The sequence below is a fragment of the Natrinema gari JCM 14663 genome (genome assembly GCF_000337175.1).
Lineage (GTDB): Archaea > Halobacteriota > Halobacteria > Halobacteriales > Natrialbaceae > Natrinema > Natrinema gari.
In genome coordinates this window covers 19,809-44,675 of sequence record NZ_AOIJ01000058.1, presented here as the reverse complement: position 1 = coordinate 44,675, position 24,867 = coordinate 19,809, and the positions used below count along the sequence as shown (strand labels likewise).

The 24,867-nt window shown below is 56.4% G+C and carries 26 protein-coding genes and 1 pseudogene; 16 read left to right on the top strand and 11 right to left on the bottom strand.

The features are described 5' to 3' along the window. Positions 1-35: 35 nt before the first annotated feature. A complete protein-coding gene (locus tag C486_RS13205; protein ID WP_008456944.1) occupies positions 36-884 on the bottom strand; it encodes an alpha/beta fold hydrolase in 849 nt (282 codons plus the stop codon). 211 nt (positions 885-1,095) lie between these two features. On the opposite strand from C486_RS13205, the pseudogene C486_RS22335 reads away from it, so the two are divergent. Further along, a pseudogene (locus C486_RS22335) lies at positions 1,096-1,285 on the top strand (hypothetical protein); the annotation flags it as partial. A 36-nt stretch (positions 1,286-1,321) separates the two neighbouring features. On the opposite strand, the gene C486_RS13195 reads toward C486_RS22335, so the two are convergent. The 5 genes from C486_RS13195 to C486_RS13175 all read right to left on the bottom strand — a co-directional run bounded on the left by C486_RS13195 (position 1,322) and on the right by C486_RS13175 (position 6,011). Continuing rightward, the gene (locus tag C486_RS13195) at positions 1,322-2,182 is read right to left on the bottom strand and encodes an aldo/keto reductase (protein WP_008456938.1); all 861 of its coding nucleotides are present in this window, start codon (positions 2,180-2,182) and stop codon (positions 1,322-1,324) included. Positions 2,183-2,332: 150 nt separating this feature from the next. Continuing rightward, complete coding sequence (locus C486_RS13190; protein WP_008456936.1) at positions 2,333-3,313, bottom strand: aldo/keto reductase; 981 nt, start codon at positions 3,311-3,313, stop codon at positions 2,333-2,335. A gap of 125 nt (positions 3,314-3,438) precedes the next feature. Beyond that, positions 3,439-4,122, bottom strand: a complete 684-nt coding sequence (locus tag C486_RS13185) for a helix-turn-helix domain-containing protein (protein ID WP_008456934.1) — start codon at positions 4,120-4,122, stop codon at positions 3,439-3,441. Positions 4,123-4,329: 207 nt separating this feature from the next. After that, positions 4,330-5,094 (bottom strand): SDR family oxidoreductase, encoded by a 765-nt coding sequence (locus C486_RS13180; RefSeq protein WP_008456933.1) that lies wholly within the window; start codon positions 5,092-5,094, stop codon positions 4,330-4,332. Between the two features lie 239 nt (positions 5,095-5,333). After that, positions 5,334-6,011, bottom strand: coding sequence for a helix-turn-helix domain-containing protein (locus C486_RS13175; protein ID WP_193787474.1), 678 nt, complete (start codon positions 6,009-6,011; stop codon positions 5,334-5,336). A gap of 267 nt (positions 6,012-6,278) precedes the next feature. On the opposite strand from C486_RS13175, the gene C486_RS21740 reads away from it, so the two are divergent. Together C486_RS21740 and C486_RS13170 are read left to right on the top strand one after the other, a co-directional pair. Continuing rightward, a complete protein-coding gene (locus C486_RS21740; protein WP_008456927.1) occupies positions 6,279-6,425 on the top strand; it encodes a hypothetical protein in 147 nt (48 codons plus the stop codon). A 92-nt stretch (positions 6,426-6,517) separates the two neighbouring features. After that, positions 6,518-7,300 (top strand): hypothetical protein, encoded by a 783-nt coding sequence (locus C486_RS13170; protein WP_241432507.1) that lies wholly within the window; start codon positions 6,518-6,520, stop codon positions 7,298-7,300. A 10-nt stretch (positions 7,301-7,310) separates the two neighbouring features. Here C486_RS13170 and C486_RS13165 read toward each other — a convergent pair whose 3' ends face one another. Both C486_RS13165 and C486_RS13160 read right to left on the bottom strand, forming a co-directional pair. Continuing rightward, on the bottom strand, positions 7,311-8,789 hold the full coding sequence (locus C486_RS13165; RefSeq protein WP_049910559.1) for a ComEC/Rec2 family competence protein: 1,479 nt from the start codon (positions 8,787-8,789) through the stop codon (positions 7,311-7,313). Then, positions 8,786-9,103: a hypothetical protein gene (locus tag C486_RS13160; RefSeq protein WP_008456922.1), complete on the bottom strand. Its 318-nt coding sequence runs from the start codon at positions 9,101-9,103 to the stop codon at positions 8,786-8,788. The genes C486_RS13165 and C486_RS13160 overlap by 4 nt, the downstream gene beginning before the upstream one ends. 774 nt (positions 9,104-9,877) lie before the next feature. On the opposite strand from C486_RS13160, the gene C486_RS13155 reads away from it, so the two are divergent. The 4 genes from C486_RS13155 to C486_RS21360 are packed head-to-tail and all read left to right on the top strand — an operon-like array spanning position 9,878 to position 11,501. Beyond that, complete coding sequence (locus C486_RS13155; protein WP_008456919.1) at positions 9,878-10,897, top strand: tyrosine-type recombinase/integrase; 1,020 nt, start codon at positions 9,878-9,880, stop codon at positions 10,895-10,897. Positions 10,898-10,904: 7 nt separating this feature from the next. Further along, positions 10,905-11,057 carry a hypothetical protein gene (locus tag C486_RS21735; protein WP_008456917.1) on the top strand — a complete coding sequence of 51 codons (153 nt, stop codon included), beginning with the start codon at positions 10,905-10,907 and terminating at the stop codon, positions 11,055-11,057. 25 nt (positions 11,058-11,082) lie between these two features. Then, positions 11,083-11,304 carry a hypothetical protein gene (locus C486_RS13150; RefSeq protein WP_008456916.1) on the top strand — a complete coding sequence of 74 codons (222 nt, stop codon included), beginning with the start codon at positions 11,083-11,085 and terminating at the stop codon, positions 11,302-11,304. Positions 11,305-11,363: 59 nt separating this feature from the next. After that, positions 11,364-11,501, top strand: a complete 138-nt coding sequence (locus C486_RS21360) for a hypothetical protein (RefSeq protein ID WP_160164301.1) — start codon at positions 11,364-11,366, stop codon at positions 11,499-11,501. A gap of 4 nt (positions 11,502-11,505) precedes the next feature. Here the strand turns inward: C486_RS21360 and C486_RS21355 are convergent, their stop codons facing one another. Beyond that, entirely contained in the window at positions 11,506-11,670 is a 165-nt protein-coding gene (locus C486_RS21355; protein ID WP_160164300.1) for a hypothetical protein, read from the bottom strand. Between the two features lie 71 nt (positions 11,671-11,741). On the opposite strand from C486_RS21355, the gene C486_RS21045 reads away from it, so the two are divergent. Then, positions 11,742-12,122, top strand: a complete 381-nt coding sequence (locus tag C486_RS21045; protein ID WP_152419175.1) for a hypothetical protein — start codon at positions 11,742-11,744, stop codon at positions 12,120-12,122. A 95-nt stretch (positions 12,123-12,217) separates the two neighbouring features. Next, positions 12,218-12,628: a hypothetical protein gene (locus tag C486_RS21040; protein ID WP_152419174.1), complete on the top strand. Its 411-nt coding sequence runs from the start codon at positions 12,218-12,220 to the stop codon at positions 12,626-12,628. A gap of 19 nt (positions 12,629-12,647) precedes the next feature. Here C486_RS21040 and C486_RS13135 read toward each other — a convergent pair whose 3' ends face one another. Then, complete coding sequence (locus tag C486_RS13135) at positions 12,648-13,037, bottom strand: hypothetical protein (RefSeq protein ID WP_206536973.1); 390 nt, start codon at positions 13,035-13,037, stop codon at positions 12,648-12,650. Between the two features lie 1,796 nt (positions 13,038-14,833). Here C486_RS13135 and C486_RS13125 point away from each other — a divergent pair. The 7 genes from C486_RS13125 (at position 14,834) to C486_RS13095 (ending at position 23,991) form a co-directional block, all read left to right on the top strand. Next, positions 14,834-15,313: a Panacea domain-containing protein gene (locus C486_RS13125; RefSeq protein ID WP_008456906.1), complete on the top strand. Its 480-nt coding sequence runs from the start codon at positions 14,834-14,836 to the stop codon at positions 15,311-15,313. Further along, a complete protein-coding gene (locus tag C486_RS13120) occupies positions 15,285-16,550 on the top strand; it encodes a hypothetical protein (RefSeq protein ID WP_049910555.1) in 1,266 nt (421 codons plus the stop codon). Before C486_RS13125 ends, C486_RS13120 begins: the two co-directional genes overlap by 29 nt. A gap of 173 nt (positions 16,551-16,723) precedes the next feature. Continuing rightward, positions 16,724-17,320: a hypothetical protein gene (locus C486_RS13115; protein ID WP_008456899.1), complete on the top strand. Its 597-nt coding sequence runs from the start codon at positions 16,724-16,726 to the stop codon at positions 17,318-17,320. A gap of 116 nt (positions 17,321-17,436) precedes the next feature. Continuing rightward, positions 17,437-18,948, top strand: a complete 1,512-nt coding sequence (locus C486_RS13110; protein ID WP_008456897.1) for a type I restriction-modification system subunit M — start codon at positions 17,437-17,439, stop codon at positions 18,946-18,948. Beyond that, positions 18,941-20,308 carry a restriction endonuclease subunit S gene (locus C486_RS20260; RefSeq protein WP_008456896.1) on the top strand — a complete coding sequence of 456 codons (1,368 nt, stop codon included), beginning with the start codon at positions 18,941-18,943 and terminating at the stop codon, positions 20,306-20,308. The genes C486_RS13110 and C486_RS20260 overlap by 8 nt, the downstream gene beginning before the upstream one ends. Next, positions 20,301-23,276, top strand: a complete 2,976-nt coding sequence (locus C486_RS13100; RefSeq protein WP_008456895.1) for a type I restriction endonuclease subunit R — start codon at positions 20,301-20,303, stop codon at positions 23,274-23,276. The genes C486_RS20260 and C486_RS13100 overlap by 8 nt, the downstream gene beginning before the upstream one ends. After that, positions 23,269-23,991 (top strand): M48 family metallopeptidase, encoded by a 723-nt coding sequence (locus C486_RS13095; RefSeq protein ID WP_008456894.1) that lies wholly within the window; start codon positions 23,269-23,271, stop codon positions 23,989-23,991. The genes C486_RS13100 and C486_RS13095 overlap by 8 nt, the downstream gene beginning before the upstream one ends. On the opposite strand, the gene C486_RS13090 is transcribed toward C486_RS13095, so the two are convergent. Next, on the bottom strand, positions 23,992-24,540 hold the full coding sequence (locus C486_RS13090; protein WP_008456893.1) for a TATA-box-binding protein: 549 nt from the start codon (positions 24,538-24,540) through the stop codon (positions 23,992-23,994). It abuts the gene before it with no gap. Between the last annotated feature and the right edge of the window lie 327 nt (positions 24,541-24,867).

Here is a 24,867-nt window from a genome sequence, read left to right as displayed (position 1 = left end):
ACCCGAGGCGAGAAACCGGCTCGTGTCCCGGCCGTTCACGCCGCGTCCGCGAGAAAGTCGGTCAGCCGCTCGACGAAGTACGCCGGCCGTTCCTCGGGAATCCAGTGACCGGCGCGGTCGACGATCTCTCCCTCAACGTCGGTCGCGACCGCGTTCATGTCCCTGATCGGACGGTCCCGGAAGGACGCCGCGCCGCCGAGGGCGAGTACGGGCATCTCGAGGGGAGCGTCAGCGTGATTCCGGTTGTGCTCGGCGTCGGTATCGAAGGCGCGGTAGTACTCGAAGCCACCCCGCAGCCCGCCGGCCCGGGAGTAACAGCGGACGTACTCCTCGCGGGCGGCGTCGTCGATCGCCGCGGGATCGTATGCCCCCTCACTGTAGAACCAATCGAGATAGAGTCGCTCTCGGCCGGCGACCAGCCGTTCGGGGAGATCGCGGACGCTGTGAAAGCGCGTGTGCCACAGGTGGCGTTTCTCGTCCGCGTTGATCCCCGGCAGTCCCGCCTCGAGCACGCAGAGTGCACGGACGTGGTCGCGGTACTGGGCGGCGTAGGCGTACGCGGTCGGCATTCCCCAGTCGTGGCCGACGAGCGCGATCGCGTCGTCGCCGTGTCCGAGGTGGTCGAGGAGCGCTCGAACGTCGGTCGCGACGGTGTCCTTGTCGTACCCCGAAACGGGGGTTTCGGAGTCACCCAGTCCGCGAAGGTCGGGTGCGATGACGGTGTACTCGTCGGCGAGTTGTGGGATCACGTCCCGCCACTCGTACCAGGTCTGTGGCCAGCCGTGGAGCAAGACCAGCGGCGGCCCGTCGCCGGCGGTCACGTAGTGCAGTTTGACGCCGTTGACGCGGACCCGTCCGTGCTCGAGGTCGTCGTGTGCGACCATACGACAATGTTCGGCGGGTGAAATATCACTCTTCGGGACGGAACGAGCGAGCGGTTCCAGCGTGGTTCCTGCGGGGATCCGGTCCGTTCGACGGGAACCGCCGGAGCAGAAGTGAAGGTGATCGTCGTCGGCGAGTGCATCGAACGCGACCGGACGGTATCTGCCGACGTACAGCCGGGCCTCGTGTTCGTCTGGCGGTCGGCGTCGCCGGGAACTCATGGAGTTCGGGATCGACCGAAGCGGACAGCGGGTCGGACTCGACGCGGTCCTCGCCCAGCACGGTCTCAACGACACGATCGTCGATCTCGTCTACGACGTCGTCGGGGCCGTCGTCGCCGCGATCTGGGGTCGTACTACTCACGGCGCTCTCCTGGTGCATCGCCGGTCGGCTCGAGGGATGACGGGTCGCTCGAGCGACGCCCGGCGACCGTCCGACTTCAGTCGGCGGCCGCGGTCAGTCGGCGGACCTCGTCGTCGCCGAGCGAGAGTTGCGAGGCCGCGAGATTGGATTCGAGGTGGGCGGGATCGGACGTGCCCGGAATCGGGAGCATGACAGCGGCCCGCTCGAGGAGCCAGGCCAGCGCGACCTGCCGTCGCGTCGCGTCGTGAGTGGCGGCGATCTCGTCGAGGAGGTCGCCGTGTTCGGCTAGATCGTCGCCGTCGATCGGGGCCCACGGGATGAAGCCGATCCCCGCCTCGTCACAGATCTCGAGCACGTCCCGGCTGCCGCGGTCGTTCAGGTTGTACCGGTTCTGGACGGTTTCGATCTCGACCTGCTCGCGGGCCCGATCGAGGAGTTCCGCGGAGACGTTACTGACGCCGACCGCGTCGACGAAGCCCTCGTCTTTGAGCTCCGCGAAGGTCGCGACGGAGTCCTCGAAGGGCGTGTCGTCGTCCGGCCGGTGGAACTGATAGAGATCGATCGTGTCCGTCCGAAGCCGGTCGAGGGACGTGAGGACCTGATTGCGGATGTAGTCCGGATCCCCGTGCGCGAGCCACTCGCCCTCGCTGTTGCGCAGCAGGCCGGCCTTGGTCGCGATCAGTACGTCGTCGGGATCGCCGATCGCCTCGCCGATGAGGCGCTCGCTCACTGCGGGACCGTACGAGTCCGCCGTATCGATCAGGTCGACACCGCAGTCGACCGCGTGCCGGACGACCTCGCGTGCGGACTCCTCGTCCTCCGGTGCACCGATGATGTCCTCGCCGGTGATCCGCATCGCGCCGAACCCCAGCCGATGAACGGTCGAACCGCCGATCTCGAACGTGTCGCTCTCGTTTATGATCGAGGTACTGCTCACGAACGGATTGACAGCCTCATCCCCCTTGAGAGGTTGGCTTCCCCGGCTAGAATGCCGGTTACCGAACCGAGCGCCCGTCGAACGACGCCCGTGACGGCATCGGGTCCTCCCCCCTCGAGCCGATCGTGGGATCGCCCGCACGGCGCGCAGTTACTCGTGTCCGGCGACCGGCAACGGCTCGTAGGGTTCCTCGAGGTATTCGATGTCCGAGTCCGACAGCTTGATCTCCAGCGCCTCGACGGCGTCCTCGAGGTGTTCGACGCTGGTCGTCCCGACGATCGGGGTCGTGACCCACTCCTTATGGAGGAGCCACGCGAGCGCGATCTGTGCCATCGTGACACCATGGTCGTCGGCGAGTTCTGCCACGCGCTCGTTGACCACGGGACCGCCGCCATCCCGATACGGGAGTTGATCGATGTACTTGTCCGTCTCGCCGCGCGTCGTCGCATCGAGTTCGTCGTGGGGACGGGTGAGGTAGCCGCCCGCGAGCGGCGACCACGGCATCACGCCGATCCCCTTCTGTTCTGCGAACGGGAGCATCTCGCGCTCCTCCTCGCGGTAGACGAGGTTGTAGTGGTTCTGCATCGTCGCGAACCGCTCGAGGTCGAGCCGGTCGCTGGTGTGGAGCGCCTCCGCGAACTGATACGTCCACATCGAGGAGGCACCGATATAGCGGGTCTGCCCGCGGCGAACGGCGTCGTCGAGCGCCCGCAGCGTCTCCTCGATGGGCGTCTCGTAGTCCCAGCGGTGAATCTGGTAGAGATCGACCGTCTCCATGCCGAGTCGATCGAGCGAGTTCGCTAATTCCTGTTCGATCGTTTTCCGGGAGAGTCCCGTCGCGTTCGGATGCGGGTCCTCCGTGGGCGGCAAGAAGGCTTTCGTCGCGACGACCTGCTCGTCACGGTCGTACTCCGCGAGAACGTTCCCGAGGATTTCCTCGGACCTGCCCGACGAGTAGACGTTCGCGGTGTCAAAGAAGTTGATACCGAGGTCGATCGCTCGTTCGATGATCTCCCGTGACTCCTCCTCGTCGAGGACCCACGGTTGCCACTCGCTCGATCCGAAACTCATGCACCCGAGACAGAGCGAACTGACCTCCATCCCGGTCGATCCAAGAGTTGTGTAGTCCATGGTTGAGTGGTGCTACCCACCCCATAGTTGGGGGTCGTCTCGCATGGATTCAATGCTGTTCAGAAAGCATGTTTAAGTACCCCACCGAGCGGAGTACGGGCAAGTCGAGTTCGTCTCGAGTACCGTCACTCCCTACTGGAACGAATCCGACCCTCCGTCCGAGAGTCGAGTACCGAAGAGAGGAGTTGCCGTTCACCGCGGCGAAGGAGACTCGACATCGACGGCTGCGAGATGCCGAGTTCGTGGGCGAGGTCTTCGGTCGACGTTCGACGCGGACTGTCGTAGTAGCCACGAGCGAGCGCAAGCGTGAGCGCCTCGTGTTGGCGTTCCGTTACCCCGTGCTGCGGGGGGTTCTCGATCGCGGCCGGATCGGGGCTGACCGAAACGAGTTCGAGTTCGATATCACGTTCCTGACAGCAGGCTCGAAAGTCGTTGAACTCCGCGTAGCTCTTGCATAGTTTGTGCTCGTACCAGCCGTTCGGCGAAATCGTGGGCGGTTCGACCGGCGCGATATCGAACCGTTCGGGGTCGAAGAGGCGTGTGAGTCGCTCCTCGAGTTCGACGGTGATCTTGTAAATCGCTTCGTCGCTCGTGTGTCCGACCAGCGTCGCCGCTCTCACGTTCTCGAGCGTTGTGAGTTTCGTTTCGGAGACATCGTCCGTGCTGTCGATCCGGACGAGGAACAACTGGACGCCGTCTCGGGGTTGGAGCCCGTGAACGCACTGTAGTTCCCTACTCCGGACCGATTCGGCGACATCGAGGAGCGGAAGCGAGGGGGATGTGAGACGGAACTCGGTTGTGATCGTCATCGGATGGGGGTGGCTTCCGTTTGCGGGCGTTTCGAGGGAATAATACCCGTCATGATTGTCGGTTCTACAACTGGTTACGACTCCGGTCAGGAGTATCGTGTCTCCAAGACGATGCGCACCTCCGGGGCGGCCGTCGTCCCATACACCGACCATCACTGGCGCTGTCCGATACCGATGCTGGCCGGATTTGCTGCCCTCGGATGTGCGCTACGGTTGTACCTGATCCGTCGGCCGGATCAGGACTTCGTTGATGTCGACGTGGGCTGGCTGTGTCACGACGAACGCGATCGTCCGAGCGATATCAGCGGGCTCGAGCTGTCGCATCGATTGGTTGTAGTCCTCGACGTACGACTTGACCTCGTCGTCGGGGATGTCCTCGGTAAGCTCCGTATCGACTGCCCCCGGTTCGATAGTCGAAACGCGGATTCCCTCCTCGGCGACATCGCGCCGCAGCGCTCGGCCGAAGCCGGCCACGCCGGCTTTCGCCGCCATATAATGCGAACTGTTCTCCATCGCAAACCGTCCGGCAACCGAAGAGAGATTCACGACGTGTCCGCGTTCTTGCTCGAGCATCGTGGGAACGACGGCGTGGGTGAGCGTGAGTAGCCCGTCGAGATTGACGTCGATGGTCGTCGTGAGGGTTTCCCGATCCGCATCCGCGATGTGTGCGAGCGGCATGTAGCCCGCGTTGTTCACGAGGATATCGATCCGACCGTATTCGTCGGTCGTCGTCTCGACCAGTTCATCGATGTCGTCGTCGTCCGTGATATCGGTCGGCACGACGAGCGCTTCCCCGTCTTCGTCCTCGATCCGAGCGGCGACATCCTCGAGTGCGTCCTCGCGTCGGGCGGCAAGGACGACGTTCGCACCGCGCGATGCCAGCGCGGTAGCCGTTGCCTCGCCGATGCCCGAAGACGCTCCCGTAACGATCGCGACCTGCCCGTCCAGTTCAGAACCGAATGCTGTTGTCATCACCTAACTCGAGGGTCGCGACCGGTTTGGGACTGCTGTTATATGAAAAGGGTGTTTAAGTAGATCTGTGGATCAACCCGGGACTCTCGGGCGCGTACTCGCGTCCGGAACGGTACATCGAACGGCGACTCCCGAAGTCCGTCGACGATTCGATCTCGACACGCCGACGAGTCCCGTATCAGCGACTCGAGGTCGGTTCCATCGTCAGCAGCCGCATCGGGCCACACGCGCAGGCGATGTTAGCCGGAGACCGTCTCGACGTGTCTCCGTGCGTCGAGTGCGGATGTGAGAACCTGCCGCTCCGCGCGACGGAGCAGGGTCGAGAACGCGGGTTGTGAAATGCCCAACTCTTCGGCAAGCGCCTCCGTCGAGGTTCGGCGTGGGCTGTCGTAGTAGCCGCGAGCGATCGCGAGCGTGAGCGCCTCGTGTTGGCGGTCAGTTAATCCGTGCTGTGACGAGTCAGCAGCCGGTGCGGCCTCAGACGTGATCGAGACGAGTTCGATGGGGATACCGTGCTCCTCACAACTCGTTCGGAACTCGGCGAACGTCTCGTAGTCTCTGAACACCTTCTTCTCGTACCAGCCCTCCGGCGTGATGGTCGTCGGCTCCAGTTGTGCCCCGTCGAACCGGTCGGGGTCGAACGCGTCCGAGATGGCGTCCGCGAGTTCGACGGTGAGTTGGTAGATCCGTTTCCCGTTCGTGCGTCCGAGCGCCGTCACCTCCACGACTTCCTCGAGCGCCGCGAGTTCGTCGTCGGAGACATCGTCCGTCGAATCGATCCGGACGGTAAACATCCGAACGTCCGACTGAAGACAGAGCGCGTGTACGCACTCGATCTCGTCGGGCTGCAGTGACGCAGTGAGCTCCACAAGCGGCAGCGAGGACGAACGGAGCCGTAATTCAGTAGTAACCGTCATTATGGAGCGGAACGCACCACGTACAGTTAATATTCTGGATCGGCACGCGGGTAATCGGTGCTGCGGCTTCGTCCACAGTGTTTTCGTGAATAACGAACCCCCAACGGGGACGTTCGTGAGCCGGGTCAAATCTCTCCGAAGCTCGAGGTATCAACACTACTGAAATCAGCCGCTGTACGGTCACTCCGTAACGAATCGGTGAAGAATGCCGCCGCAGGATCTCCATGAGTGGTTTCCATGCTCATGCGATAACCCTCTGAATAGACGATGACCCACGATGCTGACCGTCAGCTCAAACGGCTGCAAAAGCGGCTCGAGGAAAGCGAAGATATCAGTAGCGACGACCTCGGGCGAATCACGCAGTTCGTCCGACTCGTCGACGGAGGATGCTGGGGTGCTTCGGGAAGCGCGTGAGTTCGCCGACGTTGTGCGAACTGCGGCCGTCATTAGACACCCGCTTTGAACTCTGAATAGAGTTACATACTTTCGTTCCATCTGCTGTATTAATGACCGATAGTACGGGAGGAGAGAACAAGAACAATCGAAGTCCACAGCTTCAAAGCTGGACAGGGGCTCAAAGAAGAGACCACTCTGAAATCGAAGACTGGTGGACGAACATTGAGAATGGGAGCATAGCCGAAGCTGTCTCGGCGTTAGGACTCTTCGCTGAGGTTGCGTCGAAAAGACCTGAACAAGTTGAGCGCTACAGCACAGAACTTGTAGCATTACTGGCTGACACGCGACGAGTAGAGTCCGGTAGGACCGTTGCTGGCTATGCAATGCGGGTGATCGCTGTCTTTGCTGAGACAAAGCCTGATATCGTGGAATATGACCTGGATCTGTTGCTCACCAGAATCGTCGACGGTGATCGACTCGCGAAAGTGTATGGCTGTCGTGCGCTCGCTCACGCAGAAGGGCTTGACGAATCCTCAACGCTGGCGATAGCTGACGTACTCAAACGAGTAGTGGTGGAGACAACCGATGCCCACGTTGGGATCGCCGCGGCGACGGCCATCACGGCAATTCCATGTGAATATCCAGCGGACCGATTCGCTGACCCCTACGTGCAATTCCGGACGGACAAACTGGATGCGATCATTCTTCAGAATGACGACGGCGTCGGTGAACGGTTCTACGAAATCATGCTTACAGCTGCGCTCCACGACCCAGAGGCGTTCGATCACGATCCGGAAGCACGCCAGCTACTCGAATATCTGCATAACAAACACTCACACAGACTCGATATCTCTGAGCAGACGTACCGGCTGGCTCAATCACGGATCGGGTAAGGGACTTGATTTATTTTCGACGTCGCTTATCAGATTCGTCTGCTTGATCGGATTGCGTCGTTTCGGTGTGGCTGTGTGAAATAGACTGGTCCGATGTTGTAGATGTCGTTTGTGAAGACCGGGACATCGACTGTGGGGACGTATCAGTGAGTCGCTGGAGCGCTTTCTGGCGCTGCTCTCGAATGTCCGCTAGAGACGCCTCAGTGGCTGCTTCGACTGGTTGACTCACTTGTTGAGCCTCCGGCGACAGATCATCCGCATTGCCGTCTGCGACAGTTGATTCGGCTCCGTGTTCGTCGACGCTTACGTATTCGGTGCTCATCGCTTTGGGGAAGCGATTGAGGGTGAGTCTCTCGGCATCTTTGGGGTAGCGTCGAATCGTCTCAGACGCTTTGGATGCAGTCTCGAGATAATCGGATTTGAACGCGAGTTCTGGCGTGTCTCGCGGAAGCTCCTCAGCAGAGAGTGAGCCTTCTTCAAGAGCAGCGATCTCCTCTTGAGTCACGTCATTGGCTTTCGCGTAGTACTTCAGTGCCAAAATATCGGCAGGGGTTGCGGCATCAATTTCAGGGATCTGTTCTATTTCCGCTTCTTTGTCACCTTCCTGTTTGATCGTCCCGTGGACACCCGTCCAGAAAACATCTATTCCATGCTCTTCGAGCCGGTCCAATACCTCATCTCTGGGATGTGAATATTCACTCTCTAACTCGCTGGAGACAACTACCCGATCTGGATTAACGGCGCTAAGGAAACTCCCCTTGTTTGTGTCGCCGTACCCATCTTTTGTAGCTTTATCAGAACCGTGATGGCCGATATGCAGTGTATCTGCGTTTAGATCTAAGTTGCCATCCCGATGCTGTTTAACGAGCCAGTCTTCTCCGTGGTGGGCGCTACTATCCTGCATATCGCCCATAAGAAGCGTCGATTTTCCTGCCTCCGACTCGAGTTTAATGACGAGGCCGTTCTCGTTTGCCTTTTCAGGTTTTAAATTCCGCTCGCGTTCTGTCTTTGGGCTTTTAAACGGAACAGTTCCTGATTTGGCTGGTGGTGATAGAATCTCGCCAGCGACTGATTCGATAGTATCCCCACTGCTGAGGTTGTTAATATCGTCTGCTGCAATGCCGTGCTCAGACAGTGCTTCAATGTAATTTCTAAAGAGATCCGGATCAACCTGCCCCCTTTCTTCACCCACCTCAAATCTTGCTAAGTTTGGTTGTGAAGCACTATGTATTTTGTACCCGGACTGCTTCAGGTCGAAAAGGCCAAGTATGTGATCCTGATGAAGATGGGTTGCGATAAAGTGGTCAATCGTTTTTTCTTTATCGCTATCGATCGAGAGTTCTTCCTCAAAGACCCGATCTAATTCAGCAACCACTTTCGACTCATCTGCATCTATGAGCGTCTTCGTGCCATCGGAAGAGACGACGAGTTTCGCATCTGCTTGGCCGACATCGAGTGAGAAAATCTTCTGTGCAGGACACCCACTCATTCTTTTAATTCTTTCTCAGCAGATGATTGTAACCGTTTGAACTCATCGATCACCTCTTCATTCTCTTTTCTTTTTTTCTTGGTTAATTCGGGATCGAAGTTGAGATTCTCGAGGTTTAAATCGGTCTCATCAAGGCCCTCAGAGTTAATTTGCGTAGAGAAGTAATCTCCTATGTCGTACTCGTCAGGAACGTTTTCAATGCGCTCGTTGAACCCACGAATCGCCTTCTTATTCTTGTAGAGGGTGAACCTTGCAATTCCATCCTCGATATTAGTGAATTTTATATAGTGATCTTGATCCCCAATATTACTCATATCCAGTTCACCCCCTTAGACAGTATATACCTGGCACAGTCTTCAGTATCGATCCAATCTCCGAACATTATAATCCCCTTCAGTAGGGAGAAAAATATAGCTTTTCATGCTCCGAGAGACAGACTACAAATTACTTGTCACTCCAGCCTACCCGCCAATAGGATCGTGTCACAACTCGATATTAGTAGAAGTTCACCAGGACCAGTTGGAGATGGTGTCCGCGAATTCGGGGGAGAGTCGGACAGAATCGACCCGATTTCCCCCTTGGGGACCACCGAAAGAACTAGATTCTCGGCGATTCTTGTCCGGAATACACGCAACCCGGACACTATAATCTTCCAAAATACGAGAACCGCGACGATAGGACGGTCCGGCTTGGCTAGAGCGAAGTAAAACAGTTGCTCAAGCCGGAGTTCCGGTAGGAGAGCGTCACTTCCCATGACTCGCCTGCGAATTCGAACTCCGCACGCTGGCTTCCGTCCCAGTCCTTAATCCGTCGATCGCACGCGAAACGGATCGAGACCGTACGCGTCGAAGAGGAAGTGCGCCGCGAACTCGTGGGGCGCGGTCTCGAGCAGTTGCACCCGCGCTCACCCCCTTGCGAACGACTGCAGAGAGACCACTGGGTAGGGGGGCCGTGGTTACGGCATGTAAACCGAGACAGTCATGCCGCCTCCCGGATTTGAACCGGGGACAGCTCTCCCGTACGGCGGTTTCACCGCCTTGAGCGGGGTCGGCTCACACCCTCGCAGGTGGGGCGTTTCGGTGGTCGAAATGAGTCAGGAACTCCAACCCATCTCACCGGAACGCGCAAAGGAAATGTACCTCAATGCTCGCAAGCGCGAGGTATCTCAATCGACCCTCGACGGCTACCACTACCGGCTGAAGCACTTCATTCGGTGGTGTAACGAGGTAGCCGACATAGACAACATGAACGACCTCACCGGACGGAAACTCCAAGAGTTCCGAACGTGGCGTCGTGACGACGGCGACCTGAAGCCTGTCACCTTGGAAGGGAACCTCGACGCACTTCGCGTCTTCATCCGCTGGTGTGAGTCTATCGACGCCGTACTGCAGGGGCTACACGAGAAAATCATCATGCCCACGCTCTCGAAGGAGGACGAACAGGCCGAGAGCATTCTGCCAGCCGAGCAAGCCGAGGCTGTGTTAGAATATCTCCGACAGTACGAGTACGCCACCCGAGGCCACGTTATTCTCGAAATCCTGTGGCATACGGGTATTCGTCTCGGAGCGTTCCACTCGCTCGACCTCGGAGACTACGATTCGGAGCGCGAAACCCTCGAAATCCGTCACCGGCCTGAAACCGGCACCGCGCTCAAGAACGGAAAAGAAGGCGAGCGAATCGTCGCATTGAGCGGGACCGTCTGTAGTGCAATAGACGGCTACATAGAACACAACCGACCAGACACGCGGGACGACTACGGTCGGGAGCCGCTCGTCACGAGCCGGTACGGTCGCCTCTCGCGGGGCAATGTCCGGGAAACCGTCTACAAGGTTACTCGGCCCTGCTACTACGGTGCGGACTGTCCCCGGAACCGCGACCCGGAATCCTGTGAGGGGACGCACTATAACGGCTACAGCAAGTGTCCGGTCAACGTCTCACCGCACGACATTCGGCGTGGCAGTATCACTGAACATCTCTCGAAGGATGTGCCCGAAAAGGTGGTGAGCGACCGCATGAACGTAGGACCCGACGTACTTGACAAGCACTACGACAAGCGGAGTGAGGAACAGAAGGTAGAGCAACGTCGTGGCTACCTCGAAGGAGTGTGATAGACCTATGCCCCTTGCCCGCCGCGTAGACGCGACCTGCCCGCGCTGTGGCGACGACAGCGACGTATGGATGTTCGAGAAGGACGAGCCGACCATCACCAAGGAACACTACACTTGCGAGTCCTGTGGGTGCGAGTGGACCGAGAGAAGACAGGACTAACTCACCCCCGTCACTCTTGTACGGTATGCAACGGTTCTCCGAGGGCGACCGCGTTCGTGTAGACATTCCCGACGAGACTGACCCTGACCACGAGCGCTACCACGGGATTCGCGGGACGGTCGTCGCTGTTCTCGAAGACGACGCCGGTCAGTCTACGGGTGACGAGCGGGATTCACTGCTGTTCAGGGTAGAACTCAAAGATGGGGACGTAGAGGACTTCCGCTGGCGCGACCTGCGCCCACCGTGACCGTAATCAGTCGTCCAACCAGCGAAAGAAGTTCACGTATTGCGGCTGATAGTACGGGTATGAGTGACGAAGAGAACAGAAACCCCGAGGTTCGACTGCCCGAGGACGAGGACGACATTATCGACATGGCCGGTGCGGGGACAGACGAAGAAAAGAACCTCGCGGTCGCACAGGCTCGCCTGATTGGCGACCTATAAGATTCTATTCTTCCTCTCTTGATTTTCGACGCTGACGAAGATAAGCCTCGACAACTTCCTCAAACTCGTCTGCGTTCAAATTTACTGTATCCCTTCGCTTTCGGAAGTGAACGCGTTCATCCGTTACATCCACTTCTAACCCTTCCGCTATTTCGATAGTCTCGGTCATGTCTCTTCTACATTGATACTGGTAGTAACGCTTGCCCAAAAGTTACTGGCTCGAATAACGTATTCAGACACATGACTTTCCGCCTTCCCGATGAGCGCGTTCCTGAATCCGAACCTTGGCGCGACCGGGAGTTCCTTCAGTGGGCCTACCACGAGCGGGGACTGTCCCCTCGTACTATCGCTTACGAGTTTGGCGTCTCGAAGAGTCGTGTCACCGTCCACATGGAACGCCTCGGCGTCCTTCGACCATGGCGACATGAGGATACCCTACGCCGACTGTACGTCGAACAAGGGCTGTCAACGAACGAGATAGCGGCCCGTAACGACTTCGACTGTTCCGCGACAACCGTTCGGAAGCATCTCGCTCGATACGGGCTGACCGACGAGGAACCCGACGACGTGACCTATGGTCGCTTGGACGAACTCGGAGAGACGGAACAGGTGAAGGCGTAGACTATAGTCGGCCCGATATATCGGGTAAGGGGTTGGTCGGAGGGTGACAAGGTATCGTGGAAATCGTTAATTGGTAGCGCGGGTATTCTTTTACCATGACCAATCTCATGGAACGAGTCAAATCGAATCCCGAGCTACAAAGGAAACTCACGAGGAAGATGTTCAGTCTTGCTCGTGTGGGGGAATCCTATTGTATTCCCCAGAGTGAACTCACCCACGGCAAGGACGGAAATCTATTCTTGGAACATCCAGCCGAGGACTGTCCTGTTGATATTACTATCAGGGACGTACCAGCGGAATTTCAGCCCATTGCCGACAATCCTTCGGTCAAGGTCAAAGTCCGGCGGGACATTCACGAAGGCCGTCTCGCTGGCGATGTAGTTGGTGTAGACTGCTTTGCCCAGAACACAGAAACCGCGCGGGTTGAACGGCGTCAAGAAGCAAAAGACCCTGACCGAGGAAGGAAAAGTGAATTCATGAAAAACCACCTGAACAAGCATCTGTAGTCGGTGAACTCTCCTGACGCTACGCCACGGTGTGTAAGACTTCAGGATTCGCTATGAGGACCACGCCGACTCCGTAGACAGGAAGCGATTTAATGTCGAAGAAGTTCCATTCCGCCGCTTTGTTGACCCCGAGCATACCGAGGACAAGCCCCACACCGAGTAACTGGCCCGGCGGGATATATGGAAGTAACTGCGCCCACCAATCGCTTACCTTTGGCGTGATGAGAGAAGCACCAAACAGCGTCCCCGAGAATATCACTAACGCCGAGTACTTCCCTTGGAATTTACCGTTGAACAGGAAGAATCCATCCCGTGCTTCGTAGACACTGATTCCGACCACAGCCATAGTCAGGCCGGTCATTACGGAAGCCAAGTTGTTCGATACGTACTCAAGAGCTTCTGCTACCATGTTCATAACTGAATATTCACTGCCAAATAAATGTTCGACTACCAAGGTGAAAGTAGAACTACCGGTGGCCAGAATCTCGATAGCGAACACAATAAAGGGTAAAAGAGCCATGGCTATCGCTTCCCCGAAATCCTTCCCTCTCCACGACCGTCACCAGTCCATTCTCGCCGCGCAGTCCACCGCTGTTGTCCTCGAAGTCCGACGCTGACCACTTCCCCCGTCACAGAGGCTACCACTCACGACCGGCTCGAGGCCAGCAGTGACCGCTGAAGCGCGTCATGGCTCTGTGAAAATCGGTCGGGTCAACCAGCGCGAAAACGGACTCTCGAGGAGAGAGCGTGACCGCTCACACATTTCGCCACCGCTCGAACCTCCCATCCCCCGCCCGGCTGTACCGGCCCCCACCGGGGCCAGTTACCGGGAATCCCACGGCGGTCCCCTGTCTCTCACTCCCGTCAGTCCACCCGGCCCTACGGGGTACCCCCACCGACCCCTTGCGTCTGACAGCGCTCTGCTGGTGCCTGTGCCTGCTGTAGCGAGTGTGTATCAGGGTGGGCTACGGGTCCGGGTGGCCCCACTGGCTACCGGCCCCACAGGCCCGTAGCGCCCTTCTACACCTCTCTCTCTGACACTCTCTAAACTAATATTAGAGCGATTGAGGAATCGGTTTTCCGCATATATATAGAAATCACCGCTCTGAAAGCGTTTCGCAGAGCCGATGACCTGTTTCAAACAAACCGACCCTTACACATCCCGATATAGGGAATGAACAAGGAAACGCCCCGGTGGGTTCTCTGAAAACACCCCCGGTGTCGATTTCACAGCGACCGAGTAGGAGTCCCACACCCCAACCTGTTACAAACCGGTTCGGCCTCGGCGCTCTGCTATTATCCCTATCAGCAGGCCCGAATGAGCCTGTTCAATCGGAATATTACCGACAGTATTATTCCCTTTGGATTCTATGGTCTAAATGGGTTCAACGACCAGTCCCCTTCTCATCCTTTGAGTACAGTTCCATATCTACATGGAGTCAGACGAGGGTTTAAGGGCCTGAAAAACCCATTTAGCGTAAGAGCAAGAGCCTGTGAGAAGGGGACTGGTCGTTGAACTCTCCCTTTCACAGTTCCCCCGCAATGAACGCCAGACAGAACTGAAGAACTGTCCAAAGCCTATCCGCTTGGCGAGGGTAGGTGGGTGGGTCGGATAGGTGCTAATCTGTCGAGTAGGGATACCCCCGAAAGAGGCAATCGGTACTCGTCTATACGACTGAAGACGAGTTGAACGGGAATACCTCTCAAAAACGTCTGGCAGAAACGTCAGTCGGCTCGTTCGGCGTGGAGTTGACACAGTAGGATTGCAGTGGACACGCGAAAACAAACCTGTCCTGCTGTGTATGAGGCTCTACACGGCGGCTATGGAACCGGTTTTGAGGCAACGCAATTCCCCGAGAACCTAACCACTACTCGGTCGGCACTGTTCGGGATGGGTTCGAACAACCATCGAGGTATGTTAGACTTGGCTCGAGTGAATCCCAACGGCCTGACTTACTCTGGCATGCACCTATTCGGCTACGTGGGCGTGGCGTATCAGGTGCCACAGAATCCGAGGCCTGCGAAGGCTCGGAGAGTTATTCTAAAAACCCTGAATGGGGGAGAGTCTGTCCACCGCCTCATCAGTCCGCACTACCCCCTCGTCGGTAGGACCCTATTCTTCGCCGTGAAAATTCCGAGGTCGTAGGTTCGTAGCAATACACAACAAAGCATTTCAGGGAGAAGGTTGGATTTCATAGTAGAACTATGCCCGGGAAGGCTAAACTCAACGACATGATAGAATATCTCGTGAGTCATTTCTCGGGCAATGCACTCACCAGAACCAAACTGGTGAAACTTCTCTACTTGGCCGATAGAGAGTCATATATCGCCCGAGATAGACAAATATCGAATCTCAACTATATAAAGTATCACTACGGCCCGTACTCGGAAGACATAGTAGATACATTGCAGGAAATGGACGGTGACAAAATTAGGGAGCTATCTGGCCGTTCTTCGAACGGGACATACTACCGTTACGAGGCTAACAGTGATTACGAGGGTTCAACTCTAACTCGTGAAGAGCGAGCTATATTGAAGCAGGTCCTCCGAGAGTTCGAGGATACTCAAACGAAACAATTGGTTGAGACTGTTTACGACTTGGATGATTTGGACAGTATAGAGAAATACACGCCACTATTACAGGATACTAACGTGAATGTCGAACAGAGAGCGGTTAACAGCTGATTCGCTTACTCTCGTTCCGGACGCGGACGGGGAACGACTTCAATCGGTATTTTCGGCTCTCCTGCAAGAAAACGGGGTAATAGAACAGGAATCCGAAGAATACCATATAGCAGAACAAACCGTTTTTGACGATATCGGTCAGTTAGGTCTGTTCTCGTTCTACTACGACGGGTGGAGTGACCAAGGCGACCTATCCTATGTTATCTTGGACGAGGACCTGATAGCCTCAATTTGGTGTACAGACGATTCAGTCACTCCCTATGGAAGAGGGAAAGTTCGATATCCCCTGAAATATCTTGGACATGCTTTCGGGAACTGTGGGGTATGCCCGGCGAAGTCATTTCTCGGATTCAACGCTGGTCAGTCGAATCTTGAGTTGTCTTTTGACAATGGTATAGAGGGAATAGAGGTTCCGAATACAGCTGACTATGCGGAGGAAGCGTCTGGTGACGCCTGTGACACATGCCAAGAATACATGTCTTCTTGGTTTGCAGAGAGGGTCCGTGACAATCCCGACTACTTGTGGGCATTAGGAGGGAGTGGGTTGTTGCACCGAATCCCTACGGATTACACTTACACCTTCCCCGATGAGTTTGAGGACTACGATGTATTGGAACTGGCAACGGGGTCAGACCCGCCGTCAGAGATTGAAACTGACGACAATTTCATTGCTGGTCACGATGGTCGGATGGACTCTCTCGGATTAGACAATGAGGGCGAATTTCTGTTCAATGCGGTCATCGCATTCCAACTCCACGTAGACTTTGACTTCGATGAAATCAAGCTAAATTGTCGGTGTGAGGGTCCGGTTGAGATGAGTCAGGAATTGGATATTGTGTTGAGCGACTTCGAAAATCAGCAGATAGTGGTCATCGAAACTACTGCTGAAAACGAAGTCAGTTCGTCCAAGCTCCGGAACAAGCACAACGTCATACTACAATTTCATGCTCTGCAGAACCGGTACGAGGAACTCGACATACAGTATCTCTACCTGACCACCGGTTCCTATCCGAACGACTTACACGAGGATTCTGCTACGTTGAACGCACAAGAGAATCTGACCGAATTAGGTATTTCTGTAGACGTTGTTTCCCGGCCTGATGATGTAAGCCAGACGGATTTAGACCCAAATGCCCTGAATCACCACGGGTCCAAAGAGTTCATAGAGAACTTCGATTCCCTATACGAAAGCCTACTCTCCGAATGTAGAGAGAAGGTAGAGCGGTTCATGACATAGCCGAATACGTGGGTTCACGGGTATTGAGCATAGCCACGTTCTCCTCCAACTGTTCGCGAGCAGGGGCGGCTTCAGAACACCAAGTCTTCCACGACTTGCACTTGTCAGTGTCAAGTGAAGACACCCAGAATCCTGAAATTCCCTTCTACCCTATGAAATGTACGGGGTCGCCAGTGAGCAACCACGAAACGACTGAACGGATAGTTCTGTGCTTCGACCGGGACTATACTGTCTCGGTCAACCCCCACCCGGACGAGCGAGCGGTGCCTATCGGGTGGGTGCAGTGGTGGGGGCACTGTACAGACATTCCCGTGTGGGCCACCGGGAATCAGCACCTTCGGGTCGAAGCCGAGATTCCGGGTATCAGAGAGGCGGAACACGCGTGGGAAGATTACCTCGATAACGGCGAGTACGAATACAAGAACAGCCAGTTTGAGGACTATTGGAAGCCCCGGCGTCGGGACGGTCTACGTCTCGTTCAGGACGTGTACCAAGAGGCGTTCCCTGACAAGGACTTTCAGTTCGTCGTCGTTGACGACGCGGACGTGAGCGACTTGGAAGATGAAGGCCCGTGGACTCACTACCTCCCGTGGGACTTCGTAGAGGCTGTTGAGTCGGTCGAGGCCGAGGTTGAACAGCCCCCTTCCGACGCGTTCAGGAACGAGGGCATTCCATTCAATTCCACGGACAAACCGGACTTTGAAATTCAGCAGTACACCATGGCAGAAATCAAAAATGAGTTGCGTAGTCCCACCAGTTCCGACGAATAAATAGAGCGCCTCACCAGTCGAGTCGGAACACACGCGAGTCTGTTACGACAACCTTGCGCTCGTCGTCTCCGAACTTTACCGGAGCAAATAACACGCTCGCATGAAATGTGACGCGTATGACCCTCTCATTGGAAGAACTGGACTCACATCTTTTCAAGTGTGCCGACATTATTCGTGACGCTGTAGACCCAACAGATTATAAAGAATTTATTCTTCCTTTAGTATACTATAAATCTATAAGCGACGAGTTCGAAAAACAGTACCAGCAGAACCTCGAAGAGTACGGAGAGGACTTCGCCCGCCGGGAGAACCTGTACGACATTCCGGTCGTACCCGAGGGGTACCTGTGGGACGACCTTCGTTCCGTCTCGGACAACGTGGACAAGGAACTGAACGAAGCCTTCGACGCGCTCACCGAAGAGAACCCGGAACTTCAGGGCCTCTTCCGGGCTGACTACATCGACGCCGACGCACTGGACGATGACCGGCTCGGGAAACTGGTCGAACACCTCTCAAAGTACGACCTCGACCGAGACAGTATCCCGCCGGACATGCTCGGAGAGGCCTACATGGACTTGGTTCGCCACTTTGCGGAAGAGGAAGGCAAATCCGGTGGCCAGTTCTTCCCCCCGCCCCACATCGTCAACCTCTGCGTTCGTCTCGTGGACGAGTTCGAGGACGGCCACACCTTCCACGACCCGACCGTCGGCTCCGGTGGTATGCTCATTGAGGCTGCCCGGTACTACCGTGAGGAACAGGGTGGCGACCCCTCGAAACTGACCTTCACCGGGCAGGAAATCAATCCCGACATTGCCGCGATTGCGAAGATGAACCTCTCGATTCACGGCCTGAATGGCACTATCGAGCGCGAAGACTCGCTGTCGAGTCCGGCGTTCACCAACGAGGGCGACAATGAACTCACGCGCTTCGACCGGGTGCTGGCTAACTTCCCGTTCTCGGCAGACTGGGCCAAGAGCGACCTTCAGGACGACCCGTATGGTCGCTTCGATTGGGCAGACAATGGCAAACTACCTCGTGCCGACCGGGGTGACTACGCCTTCATCATGCACATGGCCGAGCAACTGAAAGACCGCGAGCGAGGCGACGACTCGGGTGGGAAGGCCGCAATCGTCATACCCCACGGCGTGCTGTTCCGCAAGCACGAGAGCAAATTCCGCGAGCCAATGCTCGAAGACGACCTTGTGGAAGCAATCGTTGGGCTTCCCGAGAATCTCTTTCAGAACAACTCGATTCCGTCGGCCATCCTCGTGCTGAACACCGACAAGCCAGCCGAGCGGAAGAACGAGGTTCAATTCGTTCACGCCGCAGACGAAGACTTCTACCGCGAACTGTCAAACCAAAACGAACTGACGGAGGAAGGTCTTGACCACATTGTCGAGAACTTCCGCAACTGGACGACCGAAGAGAGAGTCAGCCGAACAGTCAAACTGGGCGAGATTCGGGAAAACGATTACAACCTGAACATCGCGCTCTACGTCGATACGACCGAGCCGGAGGAAGAGATTGACGTTCAGGAAGAACTCGGGAAACTACGCGAGTTGCAGGCCGAGCGCGACGAAATTGAAGCGCGGATGGATAGCCACATGGAGGCGCTGAATTATGAGTGAAGAAGCAAAGTTAGATGATTTCGCAGACTCAAGAGAACAGGGAAACAAGGAGACGGCGGAATGGGCTGAAAAAAGTCTCATTGACTTATGCGAGATTGGGGGTGGAAGCACTCCAAAAAAGAGCAACGACGAATACTGGGAGGGGGGAGAAATCCTGTGGACATCGCCGAAAGACTTCGACTCCCCACGACTAAATGACACTGAAGACAAGATGACGAAGAAGGGGGCAGAGGCGTCAACGTCCAAAATATACCCTCCCGGCACGACTCTCATGGTCGTTCGGAGTGGTGTTCTACGGCATACCTTACCCGTTGCAATAGTCGATAATCAAACAACCATCAATCAGGATTTGAAGGCCCTTGACCCGGACAGGGAGCAGGTCAACGCAGAGTATTTTTTTCAATCAATATCGGGACTTTCTGAAGATATACGAGGAAGTTGCAAGAAGACTGGAACAACCGTTGAAAGTATTCAGACAAATGTGCTTGAACAGTATCCACTACCTGTACCTCCGAAATTTGAACAGCGAAAAATCGCTACCGTACTCCAAAACGTAGACCAAGCGATTCAGACGACCGAGGAAATCACAGAACAGGCGACTCGGGTGAGGAAAGGACTAATGCAAGACCTATTCCGATACGGGTTAGATGAAGACGGAGAACTACGTAATTCCGACGGCAGCTCTGAATCGTACCGTGAGACAAAGTACGGAGAAATTCCCGAGAGTTGGAATATTGTTCCCTTGAGCCAACTCGTCCCTGAAGACGCCCCTATCGTCTACGGAATTTTGAAGCCCGGCGACCATCAGCCAGATGGTGTCCCTGTTGTGAAGGTGAAAGACATTCACGATGGAGAAGTAAAGCAGGGCGACATCCTCCACACGTCCCAAGAGATACACGAGGACTTCAAGCGTGCCGAGTTGAGGGAGGGTGACTTGTTATTCACTATCCGGGGAACGGTCGGTAGAATGGCCTTCGTTCCAGAACGATTGGACGGAGGAAATATTACGCAGGACACTGCCCGTATCCGAGTCACAGAGGCCAATCCTCGTTTCATTCGGTACTTTTTCGAGACGGAAACACCGAATAACTACTTCGAGAGGAACACTATCGGACAGGCTGTTCAGGGAATTAATCTGGAAGACCTTCGAGAAGTACCCGTTCACCTCCCTTCGGAAGAAGAACAAGCCCAAATTGTCGAGATAATTGACCAGCACTCCGAGGCACTTCGAAACGAGCGCGACTACCTACAACGTCTTCAACGCTTCAAGCAGGGCCTTATGCAAGACCTGCTGTCGGGAACAGTCCGAACGACCGATACGAACATAGAGGTACCGGAGGAAATCGCACAGCATGGCTAACCACCCATCCGAAGAGGGCGTTGAACACTCGCTTCTATCGTGGCTCAACACCGTCGGATGGGACACCTACGGGCAAGACGGCGACCGTGGTGCGAGCGCCCTCGACGCCACGTATGACCGGCAGAGCCACGAAATCGTCTATTGGGACTTGCTGGCCGAACAGGTCATAGCGCTCAACAAGGAGGTGACCAAGGAAAACGTTGAGAAATTCATTTCGTCGCTGAAGCGTGACCTCGACAGCGAGAACCTGATAGACGGCAACCGAGCGTTCTACCAACTGCTGACGAAGGGCAAGACATTCTCCGTCCAACGCCCGGACGGGGTGACGAAGACCGTCTACGTAGACCTGATAGACTACGAGAATCCCGAGAACAACACCTTCCACGCCGTGAATCAGTTCTCGGTATCGCGCGAGACGACAATTCGCCCGGACGTGAATCTCTTCGTCAACGGGATTCCGCTCGTGACGATGGAACTGAAGAGCCGAGCGCAGGATAACGACTGGCACGACGCCGTGAGCGACCTGCTGGCCTACGAAGACGACGTTCCCCGGCTGTTCATCCCCAGCCTGTTCAACGTCGCCGCCGACACGATGGAACTACGCTACGGCGCGGTCGGCGTACCACGCGAGTTCTACGAACCGTGGAACGACGCCCCCGACGAGTACGCCGACGACAACGAAATACGGCAGGCGGTGAAGGCGCTGTGCAATCCCGGCTCCCTTCTCGACCTGCTGAAGAACTTCGTCTTCTTCGAGCGCCGAGCGGGCGGTGACACGAAAATCGTCCCTCGGTACATGCAGTACTACGCCGTGAACGCAATTCTCGACCGCGTGGACGAGGGCGAGGACAAGACTGGCCTCATTTGGCACACCCAAGGGTCGGGCAAGTCCTTCACCATGCTCTACGCCGCCGAGAACCTGCTGTCCCGCGACATGGCCGACAACCCGCAGGTCTTCATTATCGTAGACACAGACAAACTGAACTCCCAAATGCGGGACCAATTGGCGAACCTCTCCCTCGAACGGTGGACCGAAGCCACGGGTATCGACCACCTCGAAGAACTCATAGAAGAAGGCCAGAGCGAACTCGTCCTTACGACCATTCAGAAGTTTCAGGACGTAGAGCCAGACGCGCAGGGCAACGACGAGGTAATCGTCATGAGCGACGAGGCTCACCGGTTCATGGAAGCCGACCTTGGTAGTCGCCTCGACAACGCGCTTCCGGACTGCTACCACTTCGGCTTCACCGGCACACCCGTCAGGGAAGGCGAGACACAGAAGGCTCGAAACACCTTCCGCGAGTTCTCGCCCGACGGTGAAGACTACCGAACTGGCGAACGGTACCTACACCAGTACACGGTCAAGGAAGGTATCGAGGACGGTCTGATTCTGCCCGTCTACTTCACGCTCCGGCACGAGATGGAATGGAAGATTGATGAGGCCGGGCTGGACGAAGAGTTCGACCACGAGTTTCGAGGCCTCACCAAAGACGAGAAGCGCGAGTTCATCCGCGAGGCGGTCAACACGACCACGCTCGCAGAAATCGAACCTCGCGTAGACAAGGCCGTCGAGGAAATCGACCAGCATTACGACGACCACGTTTCCCCGAACGGCTGGAAGGGGATGGTCGTCACGCCGAGCCGCCGGTCAGCCGCTATGTACGGCGAGCGACTCATAGACCGTCGCGGCGAGGACGAAGTGGAAGTTCTCTACACGACCACCAATGACGACCCAGACCTGATTAAGCAGTTCCATACCGACCCTGACGAGCGCGACAGTATCATCAAGTCGTTCAAGGAAGACGAGGACCCGAAACTGCTGGTCGTCCACAATATGCTGTTGACGGGTTTCGACGCCCCGATTCTGAAGACCATCTACCTCGACCGGAATCTCAAGAACCACACGCTCATGCAGGCAATCGCCCGGACGAACCGGCCTGCCGAGGGTAAGGAGAACGGCGAAATAGTGGACTTCCAAGGCGTGTTCGAGAACATCGACGAGGCGCTGGACTACGACGACGAGACAAAGGCTTACGCCGCCCGCGACAAGAGCGAACTCTTCGAGGACCTGAAGGACCAGTTGGCAACGGTCATGGAAATCTTCGAGGGGATACCGAAGAACGACAGCCAAGAAGCCGCTTATGAGGCCGTAGAACGCGTCAGCACCCATCCCGAACGCCGCCAATTCAAACAGGGCTTCCGACGGCTACAGTCGCTCTACGAGTCCGTTGCGCCTGACAAACGGCTCATAGAGAGCGGTATCGAAGATGATTACAAGTGGTTGAGTCGGGTTCATGTCGCGTTCAAGCGAACCACGTCCGGCGACGACGACCCCGAAGAGGACATGCAAGAGAAGACCCGCGAGATAATCAGCGAGAACGTCGAAATCGGGGAAATCAAGCGGGACTTCCCGACGTACAAGCTCGGTGAGGAATACCTCGAAGACGTGGAAGGACTGGATAACCCCGGCGTCAAGGCCTCACAGATTGCCCACGCGACCCGCGAACACCTACATCCTCGAGAGAACCAGAACCCGCGCTACAAGCGCTTGAGCGAGCGTGTGACGGACATAGTGGAACGCTGGCAGGGTGACGAGATAGGCGACCCCGAGGCCGTTGAAGCCCTCAAGGCCGTCGAGGAAGAGATTCTTGACGTGGAAGCCGAGGCCGACGAGAAGGGGATGGAAGCCGCCGAGTTCGCTATCTACACCCACCTGACCGAAGAAACGACCGAGACTATCGAGTCCGAAAAACAGGCCGAAGAAGTGGCCGGGGAAATCGTCTCGCAATTCCGCGACCGCGTGGACCGTGGCTACCACGGGTGGAAGACGAACCAGCAGACCATCGCTGAAATCGAACGAATCCTGCTGGATGTGCTGGTCAAGCAGTACGACCTTGGACACTTGATTCAGGACGACGACGATTTCGTAGACGCGATTCGGAACTACCTCATTGCGAACAATGGCTAAAGCGCAACCGCGTGAAATCGACCTGTTGGGGAACCCCATCGAGTACGAGGTACGCCACAGTGCCGACGCCAATGAGCCACGTATCGACGTGGATATACACGGCGTGACGGTCGTGGTTCCCGAGTCCGAGGATGTTCGTCCATTGAGGTTGCTGAAAGAGAACGCGGCGTGGGTAGTAGACCAGCGACGGAAGTACGACTCCTACCGCGAGCAAGTCCCCGACCGGACTTTCGAGGCGGGTGCGTGCTTCCCGTTCCTCGGACAAGACCGAGAACTCGTCATAGAATCCTGCCGAAAGCACGAGGTAGACGAGGATTCGATTCGGCTCCGAAAGAGTGCTGTCGAGCAATCGTCGGTCAAGCAAGTTCTCGAAAATTTCTACCGAAGCCGGGCGCGGGACTATCTCACCGACCGTACCGACCACTACGCCGAGCGCATGGGTGTCGAGTACGAAAAACTTGAACTCCGAAACCAGCGCACACGGTGGGGTAGTTGTTCGACTGGTGGAACGATTAGCCTGAACTGGCGGCTCATTATGGCCCCGCCCGACGTTATTGGTTACCTCGTCGTCCACGAACTCGCTCACCTGACCGAACAGCACCACGGACGAGAGTTCTGGCAGTTCGTCGGAGAACACGTCCCTGACTACAAGGAGAAGGCCGAGTGGTTAGAACAGAACAGCGCGAAGTTGGTGTTTAGCGAAGAAGACGTGTAACTATACGACTGCCCGTAGTCGGGATTCCATCTGTTCAATCGCGTCGGTCACATCTACCACATCGGTCAGTCCGGTGCAAAGCAGTTTCCCGCTGGCAAAGACCAACATGACATAATCCTCTTCTCGGTACATGAGCGCCGGGAACTGTTCGGGTTCGTATTCGGTGTGTTCCATCCCAAGTTCGAGTGTTAGGACTTCCAACGGGATTGATGACCCAATATCCGCCGTAGCGACGATATTGCTGATTTCTACGGTCGGCTCGTACTCGAACTGTAGAATGTCCCGCATGAGGGTATTAACCCGGTCTGCTATCTCATGAAAGTGTTCGACTGAATTACCGCCTACTATTGAACAGCGACCGCTTCGGTAGAATGCGACGTAGGTATCATCGGGCGCGAACCGAGTCTGTAGCCAGTGATTTTCGGCAGGTTCGTAGGTTACGTCAGTGATTTCACCACGGCGAGAGAATGTGTCCGCCAACGCGTCTAACGCTATCTCTTGCTGATAGGTGATTGTCCCGACGACGTTGACGACCGTTGGCTCTACCACTATTCCGAGAAAGGTGGCTGTTGGGTATAAGTCCGGTTGGTCTTGGTCAAGGCCGACTCCGGTCTACCGTGGTCACACCGACGAGTCGTCCCTGCCAGTACACGGCCTCGACCACGACTTCGTCGGCACCATCGGTCGGTAAGCCGATGGTCGTACTTCCACAGTCGTCGCACCACACGCGCCGGACGACCCACCCATCGGCGTCGTAGTAGGTGGCGTAGACGACGGCTTTGTCGCCTGTCCGGATTCCCCGGTTGCACTGGTCGCAAATGTGGCCTGTCTCGACGCCGTTGAGAGCCGCCGCAGGCGACGGTCGGGTCATTCGCC